The sequence below is a fragment of the Paenibacillus sp. NPDC058367 genome (genome assembly GCF_042723305.1).
GTDB lineage: Bacteria > Bacillota > Bacilli > Paenibacillales > Paenibacillaceae > Paenibacillus_AQ.
In genome coordinates this window covers 419,272-438,094 of the sequence record NZ_JBHXIZ010000003.1, presented here as the reverse complement: position 1 = coordinate 438,094, position 18,823 = coordinate 419,272, and the positions used below count along the sequence as shown (strand labels likewise).

18 protein-coding genes and 1 riboswitch are annotated in these 18,823 nt (G+C 43.4%); of the genes, 15 read left to right on the top strand and 3 right to left on the bottom strand.

Annotated elements, in window-relative coordinates:
• Positions 1–20 precede the first annotated feature (20 nt).
• From ACFWMP_RS18835 to metE, 7 genes are all read left to right on the top strand, one after another.
• The gene (locus ACFWMP_RS18835) at positions 21–722 is read left to right on the top strand and encodes a response regulator transcription factor (RefSeq protein ID WP_379424458.1); all 702 of its coding nucleotides are present in this window, start codon (positions 21–23) and stop codon (positions 720–722) included.
• Positions 719–1,717: a sensor histidine kinase gene (locus tag ACFWMP_RS18830; protein ID WP_042190583.1), complete on the top strand. Its 999-nt coding sequence runs from the start codon at positions 719–721 to the stop codon at positions 1,715–1,717. Before ACFWMP_RS18835 ends, ACFWMP_RS18830 begins: the two co-directional genes overlap by 4 nt.
• Before the next feature lie 85 nt (positions 1,718–1,802).
• Complete coding sequence (locus ACFWMP_RS18825; protein WP_379424457.1) at positions 1,803–2,573, top strand: ABC transporter ATP-binding protein; 771 nt, start codon at positions 1,803–1,805, stop codon at positions 2,571–2,573.
• Complete coding sequence (locus ACFWMP_RS18820; RefSeq protein ID WP_379424456.1) at positions 2,548–4,497, top strand: ABC transporter permease; 1,950 nt, start codon at positions 2,548–2,550, stop codon at positions 4,495–4,497. The genes ACFWMP_RS18825 and ACFWMP_RS18820 overlap by 26 nt, the downstream gene beginning before the upstream one ends.
• A gap of 17 nt (positions 4,498–4,514) precedes the next feature.
• The gene (locus ACFWMP_RS18815) at positions 4,515–5,138 is read left to right on the top strand and encodes a DedA family protein (protein ID WP_042190577.1); all 624 of its coding nucleotides are present in this window, start codon (positions 4,515–4,517) and stop codon (positions 5,136–5,138) included.
• Between the two features lie 49 nt (positions 5,139–5,187).
• Positions 5,188–6,048 carry an undecaprenyl-diphosphate phosphatase gene (locus tag ACFWMP_RS18810; RefSeq protein ID WP_042190575.1) on the top strand — a complete coding sequence of 287 codons (861 nt, stop codon included), beginning with the start codon at positions 5,188–5,190 and terminating at the stop codon, positions 6,046–6,048.
• Between the two features lie 258 nt (positions 6,049–6,306).
• Positions 6,307–6,512, top strand: a riboswitch (cobalamin riboswitch).
• A 154-nt stretch (positions 6,513–6,666) separates the two neighbouring features.
• A complete protein-coding gene (gene metE / locus ACFWMP_RS18805) occupies positions 6,667–8,967 on the top strand; it encodes a 5-methyltetrahydropteroyltriglutamate--homocysteine S-methyltransferase (protein ID WP_379424455.1) in 2,301 nt (766 codons plus the stop codon).
• A 138-nt stretch (positions 8,968–9,105) separates the two neighbouring features.
• Here the strand turns inward: metE and ACFWMP_RS18800 are convergent, their stop codons facing one another.
• Positions 9,106–9,258 (bottom strand): DUF1540 domain-containing protein, encoded by a 153-nt coding sequence (locus tag ACFWMP_RS18800; protein ID WP_076120659.1) that lies wholly within the window; start codon positions 9,256–9,258, stop codon positions 9,106–9,108.
• Positions 9,259–9,627: 369 nt separating this feature from the next.
• Here ACFWMP_RS18800 and ACFWMP_RS18795 point away from each other — a divergent pair, with 369 nt between their 5' ends.
• Both ACFWMP_RS18795 and ACFWMP_RS18790 read left to right on the top strand, forming a co-directional pair.
• Complete coding sequence (locus ACFWMP_RS18795; RefSeq protein ID WP_339242926.1) at positions 9,628–10,407, top strand: hypothetical protein; 780 nt, start codon at positions 9,628–9,630, stop codon at positions 10,405–10,407.
• 237 nt (positions 10,408–10,644) lie between these two features.
• Entirely contained in the window at positions 10,645–11,775 is a 1,131-nt protein-coding gene (locus tag ACFWMP_RS18790) for a DUF4349 domain-containing protein (protein WP_379424454.1), read from the top strand.
• Between the two features lie 120 nt (positions 11,776–11,895).
• On the opposite strand, the gene msrA is transcribed toward ACFWMP_RS18790, so the two are convergent.
• The gene (msrA, locus tag ACFWMP_RS18785) at positions 11,896–12,882 is read right to left on the bottom strand and encodes a peptide-methionine (S)-S-oxide reductase MsrA (protein ID WP_339242925.1); all 987 of its coding nucleotides are present in this window, start codon (positions 12,880–12,882) and stop codon (positions 11,896–11,898) included.
• A gap of 99 nt (positions 12,883–12,981) precedes the next feature.
• Entirely contained in the window at positions 12,982–13,602 is a 621-nt protein-coding gene (locus ACFWMP_RS18780; RefSeq protein WP_339242923.1) for a TVP38/TMEM64 family protein, read from the bottom strand.
• Between the two features lie 165 nt (positions 13,603–13,767).
• Here ACFWMP_RS18780 and ACFWMP_RS18775 point away from each other — a divergent pair, with 165 nt between their 5' ends.
• The 6 genes from ACFWMP_RS18775 to ACFWMP_RS18750 all read left to right on the top strand — a co-directional run bounded on the left by ACFWMP_RS18775 (position 13,768) and on the right by ACFWMP_RS18750 (position 18,685).
• Positions 13,768–14,703, top strand: coding sequence for a Gfo/Idh/MocA family protein (locus ACFWMP_RS18775; RefSeq protein ID WP_339242921.1), 936 nt, complete (start codon positions 13,768–13,770; stop codon positions 14,701–14,703).
• Between the two features lie 25 nt (positions 14,704–14,728).
• A complete protein-coding gene (locus tag ACFWMP_RS18770; RefSeq protein ID WP_094873764.1) occupies positions 14,729–15,052 on the top strand; it encodes a hypothetical protein in 324 nt (107 codons plus the stop codon).
• Between the two features lie 124 nt (positions 15,053–15,176).
• Positions 15,177–15,494 carry a winged helix-turn-helix transcriptional regulator gene (locus tag ACFWMP_RS18765; RefSeq protein ID WP_042129916.1) on the top strand — a complete coding sequence of 106 codons (318 nt, stop codon included), beginning with the start codon at positions 15,177–15,179 and terminating at the stop codon, positions 15,492–15,494.
• Positions 15,495–15,744: 250 nt separating this feature from the next.
• Entirely contained in the window at positions 15,745–16,476 is a 732-nt protein-coding gene (locus ACFWMP_RS18760) for a hypothetical protein (RefSeq protein WP_379424453.1), read from the top strand.
• 213 nt (positions 16,477–16,689) lie between these two features.
• The gene (ric, locus tag ACFWMP_RS18755) at positions 16,690–17,439 is read left to right on the top strand and encodes an iron-sulfur cluster repair di-iron protein (protein WP_379424452.1); all 750 of its coding nucleotides are present in this window, start codon (positions 16,690–16,692) and stop codon (positions 17,437–17,439) included.
• Between the two features lie 535 nt (positions 17,440–17,974).
• Entirely contained in the window at positions 17,975–18,685 is a 711-nt protein-coding gene (locus tag ACFWMP_RS18750) for a hypothetical protein (protein ID WP_379424451.1), read from the top strand.
• The last annotated feature ends 138 nt before the right edge of the window (positions 18,686–18,823 follow it).

The window sequence follows — 18,823 nt, the reverse complement described above, 5'->3', positions numbered from 1 at the left end:
GCTGTGACCGGAGGCATGATATGTTCAAAATATTTATTATAGAAGATGACCGTGGACTGGTGGCTCTGCTGCAGGATTATTTACATAAGTTTGGATATGAAACACAGGCTGTGAATGATTTTGAGCGGGTTCGTGCTCAGTTTGAGACGTTCGCTCCGCACCTGGTTCTTTTAGATGTTAATTTGCCAAAATACGATGGGTATTATTGGTGCCGCCAGATTCGTGGGATTTCCACCTGCCCTATCCTTTTTATATCTGCCCGCGATGGCAAAATGGATCAAGTAATGGCGCTGGAGAACGGAGCCGACGATTATATTACGAAGCCCTTTGATTACGAAATTGCGATGGCCAAAATTAAAAGCCAGCTGCGACGCGCCTACGGTACCTATGCGGGAAGCAACAATGAGCGTACTCTAACCGTTGCCGGAATGGCACTGGATGTGGAGCGACTAGTCCTTATCCGAGGAGAAGCCAAAGTGGATTTAAGTCACACGGAAGCCAAGATACTAGATGAGCTGATGCAAAAGTCGGGAACTATCGTTACCCGCGACAGACTGCTCGAAAAAATCTGGGATGATCAAGCCTTTGTGGATGAGAATACGCTTAATGTCTATGTCACCCGTGTACGTAAAAAGCTTGCCGCTCTTGAGATTACGGACGGTCTACAAACCGTTCGAGGTCAAGGCTACCGCTTGATTCCGAATTGGGGGGATGAGGATTGAAGCTATTTTTAAGGGAGCAGATCCCTTTAATTGTTGTCTATCTAGCACAGCTCATCTTGATCACACTAGTATATCGGCTGGATGGGGGCAGTGGGGTGAGTGTTAGTCTGTACGCTGCTCTTCTCAGCACTTGTCTGCTGCTTGGCTACCTCGCTTATCGGTATATCAGCAATCGTACGTTCTATGAACGACTGGAGACTGTACCCACCTCTCTAGATGAAGCTGGCGGTCCATCACAGGATTCTCCGCTTGCCGTGAGTTTACGAGGACTACTAGGGTCACAATTCCGCCTCTACAAAAATGATTTACACAGCTACCGCCACAAGCTGGAGGAACATATTCACTTTATTAATCAGTGGGTGCATGGGATGAAGACGCCATTGTCTGTCATCCATTTGATGATTCAAGATAAAGACGGACCGCCTTTTACGGCGATAGGTGATGAACTGGACCGTCTGAAAAAAGGACTGGACACTGTACTTTATACGGCTCGGCTAGATACTTTTGAGCATGATTTTTACGTGGAACGTTTGGATTTGGAAACCCTCGTACGTAGTGTGACCTCAGAGCAGAAGCGTCTGTTCATACGTAACCGTATATTTCCTACTATTAAAATAGATGAGCGAATCGCCGTAACCACAGATGAGAAATGGCTAAGTTTTGTGCTTACGCAAATTATTACGAATGCAATACGTTATACGACGGAAGTCGGCAAACATGTATATTTCCATGGGTACATACAAGAAGAAAAGAGAGCAGTACTGGAGATACGAGATGAAGGAGTTGGCATCCCAGCAGGTGATCTACCGCGTGTGTTTGATCCTTATTTTACAGGTGTGAATGGACGAACCTTTCAAGAATCCACGGGGATGGGTCTATATCTTGTGAAACAGATCTGCGGAAAACTTGGTCACGAGGTGAGCATTTGCTCAGAAGAAGGTAAGGGCACAACCGTACGGATAGTGTTTAGGGAGTCCTACCTTACAAAAATGTAAGGTCATTGTAAGTTAGAGAAATGGCAGCCTGTGTATACACTTTGTATAATGAAGGCAATCCAGTCGAAAGAAGGAGAGGTAACACTTGCCCATTCTAGATGTTCATAATTTATCAAAAATATATGAGGGTAAAGTGTCCACTCAGGCATTGAATCATATCCGTTTTTCTGTTGAAAAAGGGGAGTTTGTTGGCATAATGGGACCTTCGGGGAGTGGGAAAACAACACTGCTCAACACGATCGCCACCATCGACCAGCCGACCTCCGGTCAGATTCTGATCAACGACCGAGATCCCAATTTGCTTAGCAGAAAAGAAAAGGCACTCTTTCGCCGCCATGAGCTTGGTTTCGTCTTTCAGCATTTCAATCTGCTGGATACGCTCACTGTAGAGGAGAACATTGTGCTGCCTCTCACGCTTGCTGGTGTCCGTGTAACGGAAATGGAGAGCAGATTGAAAGAAGTAGCAAGTATGCTGGACATTGAGCATCTGCTGCAAAAAAGGACATATGAGATTTCAGGTGGACAGATGCAGCGGACCGCCATCGCCCGGGCGATGATTCATCGTCCTTCATTGATTTTAGCAGATGAGCCTACAGGGAATCTGGATTCCAAAGCTTCAGGTGAAGTCATGAATATGCTGACAGAGGTGAATCAGGAAGAAGGGGCAACCGTGCTGATGGTCACACATGACGCAGTGGCCGCGAGCTTTTGTAACCGAGTCATCTTTATTAAAGACGGACGTTTCTATAGTGAAATGTACAGGGGGAGCAGCAGAGGCGCCTTCTTCCAAAGTATCATTGATATGTTGTCTCTGCTTGGGGGAACTAGCCATGACCTTTCGGCAATTCGCTTATAGGAATGTTACACGTAACAAGCGTAAATATGCGGCTTATTTTGTCGTCAGTGCTTTTTCAGTGATGATCTTTTTTGTGTGCGCATTGTTTATTTACCATCCGGATATTTCTAAGAGCTTGGTTTATAGTACAGCTGCTCATACAATGATGGCGGCAGAAGCCATTATTTATGTGTTTTGCTCCTTGTTCGTTCTTGTATCGGTCGGATCATTCCTGCAGTCACGTAAGATGGAGTTTGGGATTTTATTGATGCATGGAATGACGAAGCGACAGCTGAACATGATGGTATTTTTGGAAAATATGATGATCGGCACCTCTGCCATCCTGACAGGTACTTTACTAGGGTTAATTCTGGGTAAGTTGTTTTTGATGATCGGATCTACTTTTCTAGGGATACCTCTTTTAACGTTTCATCTACCATGGCAGGCGCTTGTACTAACGATATGTAGCTTTGCGCTGTTATTTATTCTAATCTCGCTAAGCACGTTCTTCTTTATTGGGAATGAATCACTGATGCGGCTGTTTCAGGGAGAACGAAAAGCAGAAGAGGAACCTAAAGTTTCCCTGGTGTTATCTATACTGTCTGCTTTATTGCTGTTAACGGGCTATTTTATGGCAGCTACAGCACAAGCGGCTTCGGTTGAAAAGGTGATGTTCCCCGTCGTTATAATTACGGTTGCGGGTACCTATCTCTTTTATACTCAGCTCAGTATTTACACTGTTAAACTACTTAAGGCGATCCGGCGCCTGTATTGGAACCACACGAATATCATTACTTTATCGGGCTTGTCTTACCGCTGGAAAGAGAATGCCCGAATGTTTTTTATGGTGACGATTGTATCTGCAGTATCTTTTACTTCAGTGGGAGTATTCGCATCGATCCATACGCTTTCCAGAGAGTTGAAATTGGACTATCCCGCAGCAGTTGGTTATGTATCCAAAGGCAATCAATTGCAGGATTCTTTTGATCAGCATTTGGACGAAATTCAGGAAGAGCTTACAACGCTCGGTTTACCCTATGAGACACTTAGTATTCCGATTAAATACGCAGAGGTGGAATCTCAGACCGGGCCAGATCGCACGTTAAGGCTTCCCTTGATTGCTTACAGTGATTATAAGCTTGCTCTGCTTCGTGCAGGGTTTACGACGGATGAGCAGCCTCTAAGTAGAGATGAAGGACTGGTGATGATCGGTTCGCAACGAGACAGGAGTCTGCAAGCGGGTAGAGTAAAGCCGGTATATACCTTGAAGCAAGGTCTTTCCATTCGAGAAATGGGTTATACCCAGCATGTTCCGATTGCCGAATATCTATTGCCGGAGCTGGATGGAAGGGATGGGGGAGATTTCAGTGGTGTTGTGATTAGCGATGAGCTTTACAAGGCTATTCATCCCGTACAGACCGATTTGTATACAGGATTTTACATGGATGATTTCCCGCGAACAGTAGGTATAGCGGCGGATCTTGCTCATAAAGGGAAACGGTCCTATGAAAGTAACTCGCCATACGCGATTGTTGTTAGCGGCACGCTGTTTGAAATACAAAGAACATTGTACAACACGATGCTATTCGCTTCTTTACTGGTGGGTACTGTATTTTTCATTGCAGCAGGCAGCTTCCTTTACTTCCGGCTGTATACAGATCTAGATCATGATCGCCATCAATATTCTACATTGTCCAAAATGGGACTTACAGATCAAGAGCTAAACCGAATTGTAACGATACAATTGTCGTTGTTGTTTTTTGTTCCGGTTGGGGTAGCCATTTTGCATAGTGTGTTTGCCTTTATTGCGCTTCAGCGGTTGTTTTACTTATCTATTGCTGTGGAGACCGGGGCGGTGTTATTGGGATATTTGGCTGTCCAGGGACTTTACTTCTTTTTTATTCGCAGCCGTTATTTACGCAACTTGAAGAAGAACTTGATCTGAATAATGGGGGTTACGAAATGCAAGCATGGATTACAGATTTTATGGAGCAGTTTGGTTACTTTGGTATTTTCCTGATGCTCGCTTTTGAAAATATATTTCCACCGATTCCTTCCGAAGTGATCCTTCCTTTTGGCGGATTCATGACAACCACAACGAATTTGACCATTCCTGGTGTAATTATTGCTGCTACGCTTGGCTCACTGCTGGGTGCAGTGATTCTCTATTATATCGGTCGTTTGTTGGATGTAAATCGCTTGGAAAAGATCGTTGAACGCTGGGGCGGCCTTCTCCGGATTAGCAAAAAGGACATCCACAAGGCTGACGCTTGGTTTGACAAATATGGCTATTGGACCGTATTATTTTGTCGGATGGTTCCACTAGTGCGTAGTTTGATTTCGATCCCTGCAGGGATGTCGGGCATGAAATTTGGAGTGTTTATGATCTTCACAACGATTGGTACGCTGGGATGGAATCTATTGCTGGTGCTTATTGGTGCGGCATTGGGTGAGTCCTGGGAAGACATCGCCATGTATATGGATATGTACTCCAACGTAGTGTACGTGCTTCTTGCAGGTGGAGTAGTGATCCTTGGGTATTTGTTCTTCCGCAAGCGCAGCCGGAAAATGAACACCGAAGGTTGAGCCGAGAAGGACTTATAGTTAAAAGTTATGATTAAAAGGAGGAGAACAAATGGAGCTATTAACGATTATTAAAGCTATTATTTTGGGGATTGTTGAAGGATTGACTGAATTTGCTCCGGTATCCTCCACAGGTCATATGATTATTGTTGATGATATGTGGTTAAAATCGACAGAGTTATTTGGACAATATACGGCCAATACGTTCAAAGTGGTTATACAGCTGGGGTCAATATTAGCAGTTGTAGTTATTTTTAGAAATAGGTTCATTGAATTGTTGGGCTTAAAGCGCTTCAGCCGCAAGCAGTTGGATCCTGTAACCGAGCAACAACCACAGCTTGAAAAAGGCGGCCACCTGAAGCTTACACAGGTGCTTGTAGGTTTAGTGCCAGCAGGTGTGCTGGGGGTTCTGTTTAATGATTATATTGACGAGCATTTATTCTCTACATCCACCGTGTTAATCGGTCTAGTAGTCGGTGCTGTATTAATGATTATTGCAGATCTATTCGGACCAAAGAAGATTCAAACGGAGAGTGTCGATCAGATTACATATAAGCAGGCGCTAGGTGTTGGTCTGGTCCAGTGCTTCTCCTTGTGGCCGGGATTTTCTCGTTCCGGGTCGACGATTTCTGGTGGTGTTCTTCTGGGTATGAGTCATCGCGCTGCTGCTGATTTCACGTTTATTATGGCTGTTCCAATCATGGCAGGCGCCAGTTTACTCTCACTGATGAAGAACTGGCAATATTTCACCATCGATGCCCTGCCGTTCTTCATTGCAGGCTTTATCAGTGCCTTTGTATTTGCACTATTATCGATGCGTTTCTTCTTGAAATTGATCAACCGGATTAAGCTTTTACCATTTGCTATATATCGCATAGTACTTGCTGCAGTAGTATATTTCGTGTTTTTCTAAATCCGTTATAAGGAATCGATATAACAGAAGCCCCCGTAATCTATTGCAGATGACGGGGGCTTTCACGTATGATGACATCAGATTTAAGACACTCACTTTATCCTTATAATTCTCGCATAAACGCTTACCGTCCTTAAAAAGATGCTGATGGCGTTTTAGCTTATGGATGATAAGAAAGTATAAGTATCACGAAATACTTTCTTATAATTCTCGCATAAACGCCTACCGTCCGTATAAGGACACCGAAGGCGTTTTAGCTTGACAATATCGGAGACAGGTGCTTGCCGGAAATTAGTAATTCGGTAGGCTTAATAGGGAAATTCGGTTTGAAGCCGATGCGGTCCCGCCACTGTAACGGAAGAGTCCATAGCAACATATGTCACTGGCAATTTACTACTGCTGGGAAGACTGCTAAGGATGCTGACACCGCTAGCCAGGAGACCTGCCTGTTTCAACAGCACTGCTTCACCTACGGAGGATAGGAAGGTGTTAGACGTTAACCATAGGTATATTATGGGCGTCTTTCCCTTTGACTTTTTTAGGGAAGGGCGCTCTTTTTTAAAGGAATACAAGTGATATCGAGTCCAAAATAAGAAGATGGAGAAGGGGAGCTGCAAAGTGACGAACAAAGTAAAAGTAAGCAATCTTGGCTATCCAAGAATCGGAAAAAACCGCGAGTGGAAGAAAACGTTGGAAGCCTTCTGGGCGGGAAAAATAAATGAGGAAGCGTTCCGTACTGAAATGACAGGAATTCAGCTTCAGCATTTGAAGACTCAGCAGGAGGCAGGAATTGATTTAATTCCGGTAAATGATTTTACGTTCTACGATCATGTGCTAGATACAGCTGTAATGTTCGGGATCGTACCTCCACGTTATGCGTATGATGGTGGCGATATTGGGCTTGATCTTTATTTTGCGATGGCTAGAGGAAATGCTGAGGCTACCGCTTGCGAGATGACTAAATGGTTCAATACGAACTATCATTACATCGTTCCAGAGATCGGTGCACAAACGCCGCGTCTGACCGAGAATAAACCATTGGCTGCTTATCGTTTTGCCAAGTCCCAAGCGGGAATTGAGGGTAAACCTGTGGTTTTAGGCCTTTATACATTCCTTAAGTTGTCAAAAGGATTTGCATCTGCGGATATTGCGAAGATTGCTGCTCGGTTTCTTCCGGTTTACGTTCAGCTGTTGCAGGAACTGAAGCAAGAAGGAGTAAGCTGGGTACAAATTGATGAACCAGCGATTGTTACAGGAATTAATGAATCAGAATTATCCTTACTTAACTCGATTTACACAGAAATTGCTGAATCCGTGCCTGGATTAAATATTATTCTGCAGACTTACTTTGAAGCTGCTGAACCGCTGGAGGCACTGTTCAAGCTTCCGGTACAAGGTTTAGGTCTTGATTTTGTCCATGATGGCGGGGCGAACCTGGCATCGATTGAACGTCTTGGCTGGCCTGAGGATAAGTGGCTGGGAGCGGGTATTATTGACGGACGCAACATCTGGCGCTCGGATCTGGATGCTAAGCTGCAGCTAATCGAGAAGCTGAGTGTACATGTACCGCTTGACCGTCTTCTTCTACAGCCTTCTTGCAGTTTGCTGCATGTTCCGGTTACTGTTCAGGGTGAGGTGAAGCTGAAGGCCACCGTTAAGGCTGCTTTAGCTTTTGCTGATGAGAAGCTTAGAGAGCTTGGCCTGCTTGCTGCAGCCTTAGAGGGTACAGCAGAAGCTGCTGCTGCGTTGACAGCCAGTCGTGAAGCCCTTACTGCCTTCCGTGCACTTCCTGAACGCGGTCGTAAGGATGTGGCCGAGCAAGTTCTCGGACTTACAGATTTACCAGACCAACGTAGCCTACCTTTTGCTGAACGCCTGAAGGTGCAGCAGGAGAAGTGGCAGCTGCCACTTCTGCCAACGACAACAATCGGAAGCTTTCCACAGACTGTAGAAGTGCGCCAGGCAAGGTTGAAATGGCGTAAAGGCGTATGGAATCAAGAGCGTTACGACGGGTTCGTTCGTGAGCAGATTGCAGATGCAATCACTTTCCAAGAAAAGCTGGGTCTGGATGTACTCGTGCATGGTGAGTTCGAAAGAACCGATATGGTGGAGTTTTTCGGTGAGAAGTTGGATGGTTACTTATTTACTAGCAATGGCTGGGTTCAATCCTACGGATCACGCTGCGTTAAGCCACCAGTTATTTATGCGGATATAGCTTTTATCCAGCCTATGACTGTAAAAGAAAGCGTCTATGCTCAGTCGTTAACTTCCCTTCCTGTTAAAGGCATGTTGACTGGTCCTGTTACAAATCTCAATTGGTCTTTCGTACGTGATGATCTTAGTCGGGAAGCAGTAGCGAATCAAATTGCCTTAGCGCTCCGTCATGAAGTTAAAGCTTTGGAGGATGCAGGCATAGAGATGATTCAAGTAGATGAACCGGCTATCCGTGAAGGACTTCCTTTGAAGGCTGAAGATCATGAGGCATACTTGAATTGGGCGGTGAAGTCGTTCCGTATCGCGACGAATCATGTGAAGGCTACGACACAAATTCATACCCACATGTGCTATAGCGAATTTAATGACATGATAGACTCCATTTCAGCGATGGATGCAGATGTTATCTCTATTGAGACTTCACGTAGCCATGGGGAACTGATCGTTAGCTTTGAGGAGCAGGCGTATGATAAAGGAATTGGTCTTGGTGTATATGATATCCATAGTCCACGGGTTCCTGCAGTAGAAGAGATGACAGCTAATATTGATCGTGCGCTGCGGGTGCTTGATCCTGAACAGTTCTGGATTAATCCGGATTGCGGTCTTAAGACACGTGGCTGGCAGGAGACAGAAGATGCACTTCGTAACATGGTAAAGGCTGCCGCTATTGCAAGAGAAAATGCAGGAGTTAGTGCTTCCAAATAACATAAGAGGTATACAATAAATCATAGCCGGGGAATTTCTCCCTGGCTTTTTATTTCAGCCACTTGATAATAATTCTCATTCTTGATAGAATGAGAAAAGAAAAGAAGGAACCGTGGAGGGTCCCTTCAAATCATCACCTTATTTGCTTTCGAAAGTCTTGCAATCTGTTTCTTCTGCACGTGTAGGTTCTTGGGAGCTGTGGAAAGCTACAAAGATAGAATCAGCACTGCATTTGTTCTCTTCTGCCCAGTGGGTGCAGGAGTTAACTTCGCAAATTACGTCTTTTGCCATGAGGGTACACCTCCCCTTTTAGTAATAGACAGCATTATTAAAAAACTTCTCTGTTCAACAAGGTGGAGCTTGTCCGAACAGAACCGTGTTCTGCCCTCATTCATTATGAATAGAGGGTTTTTTGGTATTTTTTTACGTGTTTAGACGTGGTAATTGTACCAAATAAAGTGCTTGTAAGCAAATGGGTTATTCGATAACAGAAATGTGACAAAGTTATACAAAAAATTATAAAAAAGCACAAAAGATACTTATTACTTACATGCCTAAAAATAGAAAATAATTCTAAATATCTATATTATTACAAGAATTATATGGTAATATTTTCGATAGGGAACGGCCGCTCCTAATCTGAAATATTGGAGGTTGAAGATGTTGAAAAAGTTATTACTATTCCCTTTTGCCTTAATGCTCATCTTGTGCTTACCTATTTATGCAGGTGCAGAAGGTGTACATAATGACCAAGCTCCTCAAATAAGTGAATCAGAAATCATAAAAGTCTACAAAGCCTCAGCTACGGGATTGTCAGAAATTTCAGTAGAGGAGTACAATGAAATTCTTGCACAAGGTCAAGCTTTAGAAGCTGCTAAAGAGGGGCTGATACCAAGTATACCCCTGTTCATAACGGACTCTTCCTTTGATGACGCTTCTGTAATTGCACCTAGAGATGCTTATCAAACAACGATATATTCCTACCAGCAAAATGGTTATGTCTCATATGTCACTAGAAGTGGTTTGACTAGAAGAATCTCTCAGCCTGTATATAATAGTGCTTCTGCAAATTCGTTGTTAAACATTAGCTATTCAGTATCTCAAGGCTATATCGCGAATACAAGCTTTGGTGTAACCGCAAAACAAACAGCTGTAAGTACTGGTATTACTGGTGGCTCATCATGGTCTAATACTTATGGTGGCAGTAACACGACAACTGCATCAGTGAATCCTTACAATTATGCTTGGATGGAATACACGCCGATTATGAATAACTCATTTGGTGTGATTACGGAGAAGACCTATGCCAATGTTCAGGGTTCTTCAGTTCTTGTAGGCACTACTAGTTATGATGTTGATATTTACATTGCGAGATTATTAAGCGGTTCGTTACCAGATGGCGTATATGCCATTAAACAAAGCGCTTCTAACCCAGGTTGATTTTTGCTTGAAAAATAACAGCTTGAACTAAAAGAGTTGCAGAAATGCGACTCTTTTTTTTATTTAGAGAACATAATTCATAAGAAACTGTACACAATTCCATTTTTCAGTGCAACCTTCCAAGTTTTGGAACGTCTTAGTAAAGAGTGACGGAAGAGATCTGCTTAGAACAAGACATTCCGTAACGATATTATGATCCGTGCAAGCGGTATCTATTACATTTTTGGAGGAATGAGAATGCGCAAATGGGGTCTGCATTACTTATGTTTATTAATTCTTACGGTAGTCTTGGCGGGTTGTGGCTCAGCGGATAGAAATTCAGCGGCAGATAGTTTGGCAAAAGAAAATGGTAGTACGAGTAACGACGCAGCAGTAGAGGTACAATCGCAAAGCTCGATGGCCTCAACAGCGGATCAAAGCACTTCGGCAGCTCCTGAGGCAGAAGCAACTGGCAGCGAGAATATGGCTGTAAAGGGCTCCACATCAGAAAATACAGATCAAGCAAGTGCAGGATTTACTGGTAGCGATGTAGTAGCGGGCTTGAACAAGAAGCTGATCTATAAAGCGAATCTTAACATGGAAGTAGAAGACTATGGAAAAGCACAGACTGAAATACGTAATTTAGTAACCATGGCCAATGGATATATTATTGAGTTTAATGAAAATATGTCGCAGTACGAGCAAGGTGGGACGTTTATCCTTAAGGTGCCTGCCTCCGGATTCTCACCTTTTCTGAATAAATTAGAACAAGTAAAACACGAATCTCTACAGCGCAGCATTCAAGGTCAGGATGTCTCAGAAGAGTATGTTGATCTGGAGTCACGTTTGAAGGCAAAACAGCTAATGGAAGCACAATATACAGAGTTTATGAAAAAAGCGACGAAATCCACTGATCTGGTCGCCTTCGCGAACGAGCTTGGTTCGATTCAAGAAAGTATTGAGCAGATTAAAGGTAGAATGCGTTATATCAATCAGAATGTATCCTTTTCTACGGTAGAATTGAGAGTGTATCAGACGGATGAAAGCATTGCTGTGAAGGAGAAGGAGGAGCAAGAGCCGTTACTGGAACGTGCTTCAGATGCTCTTAAAGGAAGCTTAAATGCGTTATCTGTTATGTTTCAGTGGATTGTCGTTATCCTTGCAGGAGCGTTACCGATACTTATCGGGGCTGCCATTATTTTAGCTATTGTATTAGTTTCCCGTAAAAATATTCGCGAGCGTCGGGAGCAGCAGACCGAGAGAATTCGTCAGCGAAATAAGGAGCTGAACAGAGAGCAAGCCATCCCTGCGGCAACAGAGTTTAAGGAGGAAATTTCAGAGGATAATTCGAAGGCTAATAAGGACTCAGAGGACTCAAAGAAAGAATAGCCCTACAAGCATAAGAATAATGTATAACGTGAAACTTATACTTTCTTATATTTTAAGAGAAAAAACGGTTGTCATCCTAAAAGGACGACAACCGTTTTTTTTTGTGCTGAGGATTGATGTTTAGGCAGGCTGGAAGAGTATGCGATACTCCCCGTATCCTTCCTTCTCCAAATCCTCTTTCGGTACAAATCGTAGCGCCGCCGAATTTATGCAATAGCGTAAACCGTTTTCTCCGGGACCATCGTCAAAGACATGGCCTAGATGGGAATCCGCTACTTTGCTGCGAACTTCTGTCCGAACCATCAAATGGCTGAGATCCGTCTTTTCCTTCACAGCGTAGTCCCGGATCGGACGAGTGAAGCTTGGCCAGCCGCAACCGGAATCGTATTTATCCTGCGAGCTGAATAACGGTTCGCCAGATACGATGTCTACATAAATACCATCTCCATGGTGATCCCAAAAATCATTCCGGAAAGGAGATTCTGTTGCACTGTTCTGAGTGACTTCATATTGAAGAGGGGTTAAACGTTCTTTCAAACTTTGTTTGTCCTCTTTATGTGTCCAGTGGGTTTCGATAAAATCCTCTCGGCCAGAACCTTTGCGATAACGTTTGTAGTGGCCTGGATTCTTATGATGGTAACCTTGATGATATTCTTCGGCAGGAAAGAAGGTGGCTGCCGGGAGAATCGGGGTTACGATCGGACTAGAGAACCGACCGCTTGCTTGCAGAGCTGCCTTGGAAGCTTCTGCTTGTTCTTTTTGTTCCTCCGAATGGGTAAAGATTGCTGTTCCGTAAGAAGTCCCGCGATCATGGAATTGTCCACCTGCGTCGGTAGGGTCAATTTGCTGCCAGAACAGCTCAAGTAACTTGCTATAAGGGAAAATATCTGGGTTGAACGTAATTTGTACAGCTTCAACATGTCCTGTCGTTTCAGAACAAACCTCTTCATAGGTTGGGTTCACTGTATGACCGCCGGTATAGCCAGAGACGACACTAATGATACCTGGCAATTCTTCGAACGGCGAGACCATGCACCAGAAGCATCCACCTGCAAAGGTTGCTTTTTCTGTCTTGGTATTTATATGGTTAGTCTGATGTTCACTCATTGATATCCCTCCATTCACATAATGCAATTAAATAGATCACAATTTAATTATAAAGCAAATACTAACTGCCTGCCAGTTTGTAACCGATAAGTTCTTTCGCTATCGGTTATTCTTCGCTTCTTGAGAGCGCGGACGCAAGCTCAGTCCAGCGATAATTAGCACAGCGACATAGGCGATGATGGCAATAATCGCACTTACAGGGTCCTGGAACAGATGATCCCCGAGGAAAGCGTATAATGCAATCCCCGGTATTTTTCCTATGCCAGAAGCTGCAATATAGCTCCAAAAAGGCAGACCAGCTGCTCCAGCGTAGATGTTAACAGCTGTTTGGGGAATGATAGGCACGAGTCGTGCTAGGACAATCGAAGCGAAAGGTCGCCGCTCAATGCCTACTGTGAACTTTTCGAGTGCGGGAATAGAGGCTAAATAAGCTCTCGCTTGGCTTTGAAACAAGTACTTCACAACGCCAAAAAGGATTGCGGCAGCCAAATTTGTAGCTAGCCAGCAAATCAAGGCACCCGCTAAACTTCCGTATGCATAACCGAAGAATCCGATGACAGCTTTATAAGGGACAACTGGAAACAGGGCCAGTAAAGTTGCAATCCCTATAGAACTGAAAAGATTATGATCCTCTTTCATCCAGCTTAGGATGTCATATCTGTAGATAAACGCAAGGATTGTACCCGAAACATAAAGAATAATCGAGAACCATTTCTTCATAGATAATATGCCCCTTCTTCCACTCATTCATCTCATCATACGGGATAAAGAATAAATATTGAAGTAAAGATCAATTGTCAGAGAAGGAGAAGCAGGTATAATAGCATTTGTAGAGAACAAAGAGAAAAGAATGATATATTGAAGTGTTAAGAGGGGGATGGATCAGTGATTGCACCTGAACGTAAAAGAGTCGCCATAATAGGAATCGGCAATATAGCCCGCAAAGTATATTTACCACTGCTCTCTCAGCATGATTATGCCGAGGTAGTTGGTGTTCTTAGTCATTCACCGACAACGGTAGAGCAGGCCGTTCATACCTACCGTTTTCCTAAAGGGACGACTAATCTGGAAGAGCTGTTATCTTGGGATCTGGATGCAGTATTTGTACATAGCCCAACAACTACTCATTATGATATAGTAACAAAATGTCTCGAACGTGGGATTTCGGTATATGTAGATAAACCACTTTCCTATGATCTAGAAGAGTCCAGAAGGATGGCAGAGCTAGCACAAGATAAGGGGCTTTTGCTAGGAGTGGGCTTTAATCGCCGTTTTGCCCCAATGTATGTCACCGCCAAGCAATGGCTTGAGGAAGTCGGTGGAATTAGTCATTGCAATGCGATTAAACATCGAACGAAGCTTCAAACAGGAAGCAGCCGCGAAACCGTGCATGATGATCTGATCCATCTGCTTGACCTGCTGTTGTGGTTGTGCGGAGATCATTATGAACTGCTTCGTAGTCATCTTCACTCTAGTGGAGAAGGTCGTCTGCTGCAGGCATCTGGAATGTTGGGCTGGAAGCATAGCGCAGTAGGGATGTACAGCATGGTTCGTCAAGCTGGAGTGAATCTGGAGAAGCTTGAGCTGCACGGAAATGGCAGATCGGTGGAAGTAATGGATCTGGACAAGGCCATTCTTTATGAAAAGGATGCCTTACCGCATATTCAAGGCTTTGGAAGCTGGGATACTATACTCGATAGAAGAGGTTTTAGTGGAGTGGTCAATAATTTTCTTAGCAACATAAATACACCAGAGCTTTGCAGCATTGCTGCTTCAGCGGTACTGCCTAGTCATATGCTGGCGGCACAGCTTGCTGAATGAGGTCTCTGAGAAAGGAGAAGAATATATGGAGGATAACCGTAAATTAGTGGAGGAACAGATCATCGAAAGCTATAAACGCGAAGAAGAGATGATGATTCTTGTATTCGCTCAGTGGTGTGTAAATAATGGACTCGATCCACATGCTCTATACTTGCAGGCTTATCCGCAGCAGGAAGGGAATGAAGCCTTGCGTCAGGCACTTGCCCTCACGGTTTCCGCGGAGGAAGCGGGGGACATTTCTGATGACACCGTTCTGGGTGTACTTTCGCTTTTTGGAAATGATGACTTGGCACAAATCGTAACTGAAGCGATTGCTCAAAGGGGATCTAAAGGACCTGTGGGGGATTGACATTGGGGATATAATAATAGAGTCAGATGAACTTTTTTAGGTAAACGATGTTCATCATGGTTAAAATGTGTTAATATTATATATACTAACTAATAGTAAGTTTCGCTAGTGAGAGGTGAGAACAATGGAAGAACATCAATTTGCGATGTGTCCCAGATTTGAGACAGCCTTCTCTTTCTTAGGCAAACGTTGGAATGGACTTATTATTCAGACATTGATGAGTGGACCGAAGCGTTTTAAAGATATCTCCGGCCTCATTCCTTCAATGAGCGATAAGATGCTGTCCGAGCGGATGAAGGATTTGGAAGGTGAGGGTATCCTGGTTAGGCATGTATACCCAGAAACACCCGTACGTATTGAGTACGAATTAACAGACAAAGGCCGTGCATTGCAGCCTGTTATGCAGCAGATTCAGTCTTGGGCTGAGAGCTGGGTAGACTAAAATTCACAGTGATGTTGTGGCCCTTTTTCCGGAATGGTGGAAAAGGGGCTTTTCAATTTCTAAATATTAGACAGTGACAGTTTTGTTCCAATCCTTTATGCTTGAAAAAAACTTGCACAGTTTAAAAATAATTGTAATATAATAGAAAAACATTGTATGATCCTTGAATGGAAGCGCTCGCGTATTGGTTTTTGCTCAAATCTACTCAGCTGGAGTACAGGCATAGCAAAACTATTAGGAGGCGAGGGAGATGAAGACGAAGACGACCCTGTTTTCCCGGGAAATAACGTATGGAAAAAAGGATGTTGCTGAGCTAGAGAACGCTTCTATCAAAGTACAGCTCATCTATGACAAGACGTTGTTCATGCTGCATAGCCATCTTCCTGATTCCTTATGGGATGCGTGGATTGGCGTGCCTTACAGCATTATCTCTTCACTCTACAAAGGAAACAATGATAGTGGGACTATTTTTCAAAAATGGATTCAAAGTCCGACAGGTTGGAAGTGTATTGGTTGTGAACGGCACTGTCTGGAGTCCACGGAACCTCCACAAGATGTAAATGTGGCGAATCATGGGCGACAATATAAGTTTCATAACGGCATTCGCCAGAGTATGGTGCTTCAAGCCTTAATTTGGTCCATGTACGAGAATATCGTATTATTCAAACCCTTTTTAGGCGACGAGCCTTTTTTTGACGATGATGATTTGTATACGATATCCTCTTATTTCGTTCCAACTTATCTTAATGAATTCCACCTTATCGAGCGGTCTAAGCCATGTAAAGAATACAAAGATCAGAATATACGAGTTTTTCAGGAATGGATTTCCGCACCTGATCTTGTCCTTAAATGGAATGGTGGCTTGACGGAAGGCAGATGGATGACCGGTGTTTATATGGATCACTCCCGTTTTGCCGGATTGGGACCTTATTTGAAGGATTCAAAGGGACAGCGGACGTATATGCAGGCTTATGTGCAATAAAGTGAGTTGAAAAAGCACCTTTGTAGGCAAAGGTGCTTTTTTGCGTTTACTTTGCATTTACATCAATCTCCAATTTCGTTCAAAAATAAGATACAATTTCCGTGCGTACAATCACAAGTCAAAGTTCCTTTCAGCGTTAAGGTGAAGAAGTGGATAAGATTTATTCAGAACCTAATCCCATAACCTAATCCCATAACCCAAGGAGGAGCTATAATGGAAACTAAACAACTTAATGATAGTATTTCGGATTCGAAGCAAGCACAATCGGTACAAGCTGGTTTTACCCCAGATGCACTAGTGAGGGATATTGTATTACAGTTCCCTAAAGCGGCAGATTATTTCAAAGCAAAACGGATTGATTTCTGTTGCGGTGGAGCTAAACCTCTTGCTGAAGCAGCTGCTGAGCGTGGTCTGGATCACGAGATAATCATCGGCGATCTAAACAAGCTGTTCGAAGAGTATCCAGTACCCCAAGAGGAAATCGCTTGGAATACTGCACCTTCAGAAGAGTTAATTGACCATATTATTAACAAACACCACCGTTATCTTCGTGAAGAGCTACCCCTCATTAGACAAAATGTAACTAAGGTATATCGAGTGCATGGCGGAGATTCTCCCCATTTGGTGGAGTTATATAACTTGTTCAACATACTTAAGGAAGATTTACTTGAGCATACGGCTAAAGAAGAAGAAGATGAGTTTCCTAAGCTGTTGACATACGCTGCTAATCCTAGTGAAGAAGGCCTGACATCGCTTCGTGAGTCATTGTCTGAGCTGGAGAGTGAGCATGATGGTGCGGGCGATATTTTGAGAAAAATACGTAGTATTACAGATGATTTCACTCCACCGGCGCATGCTTGCACGACCTATCGATTGACATATGCCCGGCTGGAAGAGCTGGAGAGTATGACTTTTGAACACGTACATTTGGAGAATAATATATTGTTCCCTAGGTTTCAGTGAAGATGAATAGTGTTCTAAAGAGTCCCTTAGGGGGCTTTTTTTATAGGGAATTATAGAATGTACAGAAATGTGGATAACTCCGTTGAAAAAGATAGAAGAAATGATCGTAAAAAATATGGGTAAGATCGATTGATGGATAGATGGATGGCAGGCAGGCAGGTGGAAGGATTGCTTAAAAGCGGACTACGAGATAGGGCTGAACGAGCAAAAAGAGGGGGATAAATCCCCCAGAATATGTGAAATGGCGCCGGATGAGCAGAAAGAGGGGGATAAATCCCCCAGAATATGTGAAATGGCGCCGGATGAGCAGAAAGAGGGGGATAAATCCCCTAGAATATGCGAGATAGCGCCGAATGAGCAAAAAGAGGGGGATAGAGGTTAGCTTTTTAAAAAGTTTTTGTCAATTTTAGAAGTAAGCTTGTTATTACTTATTTGAGAACATGGCTTGTTTAAGTTATCCTTAAAAAGACAGAATACATAACTTTACAAGCCTGAGACGCTATATGGTCATTAGGCGGGACAAGGCGGTGCCAGGATGCCCATGCGATCTTTGTGGAAATTGATGCTAGGATTAGTCATTGTATTCATAATAGGTGGATGCTCTACTAACAATGACGGCAATAGTAATGCTAATAATGGTGTGGCAGGATCAGAGGGACCGACAATATCAATAAGGGTTGGAGATAATGAACTGCTTACTAAACCATCGGATAGGTTACTTAGTGGGAGTTATAGAAATGGAATATCGATCATGGAGCTACTGAAAGGTAGTAATGTTGCCACATTTGCTGAGGATAACTCAAGCATTGTTTCGGTAAAGGATTTTTCGCTAGAGGCGGGAATGGTTTGGGAGCTTCAGATGGGCGGTCAAATCATTGGGAATGCGGATTGGAATAATACTGTAGAGTATGATTCACAGCTAGTCTTCACCGCGAAGTCGAAGGACCATCAAGCACCACTTCAAACTGTAAGGCTGACCTTGAACGGTGGAAGTGTTGAAGTAGACTTGCATCATACGTATATTATGTTATTTGAAGAGGATTTAACTGTAAGAGATTTGCTCAAAAGCTGTAGTAGCGTACAGTTAGCCGATGACAATAAAAAGGTGCTTTCCGTCGACGATTATACTCCTCTTAGTAATGAAGAATGGAAGCTGAAGGTGAACGGAAAACAACTACTCGATGATGGAATGGATATGAAGCTCAGGGCTCAAGATGAATTGGAGATTTTATTGACTTTACGCTAAAAAATCGTACATTAAGCCAGAGAAACGGTTGTTCAGAATCGTTAATCTGGCTTTTTATGTGGAAAAGATATCTAACAATTATCAGTACACTAAAGTGTGAAAATATTCACAATTGAAGTGACTGCAATCACAATGACG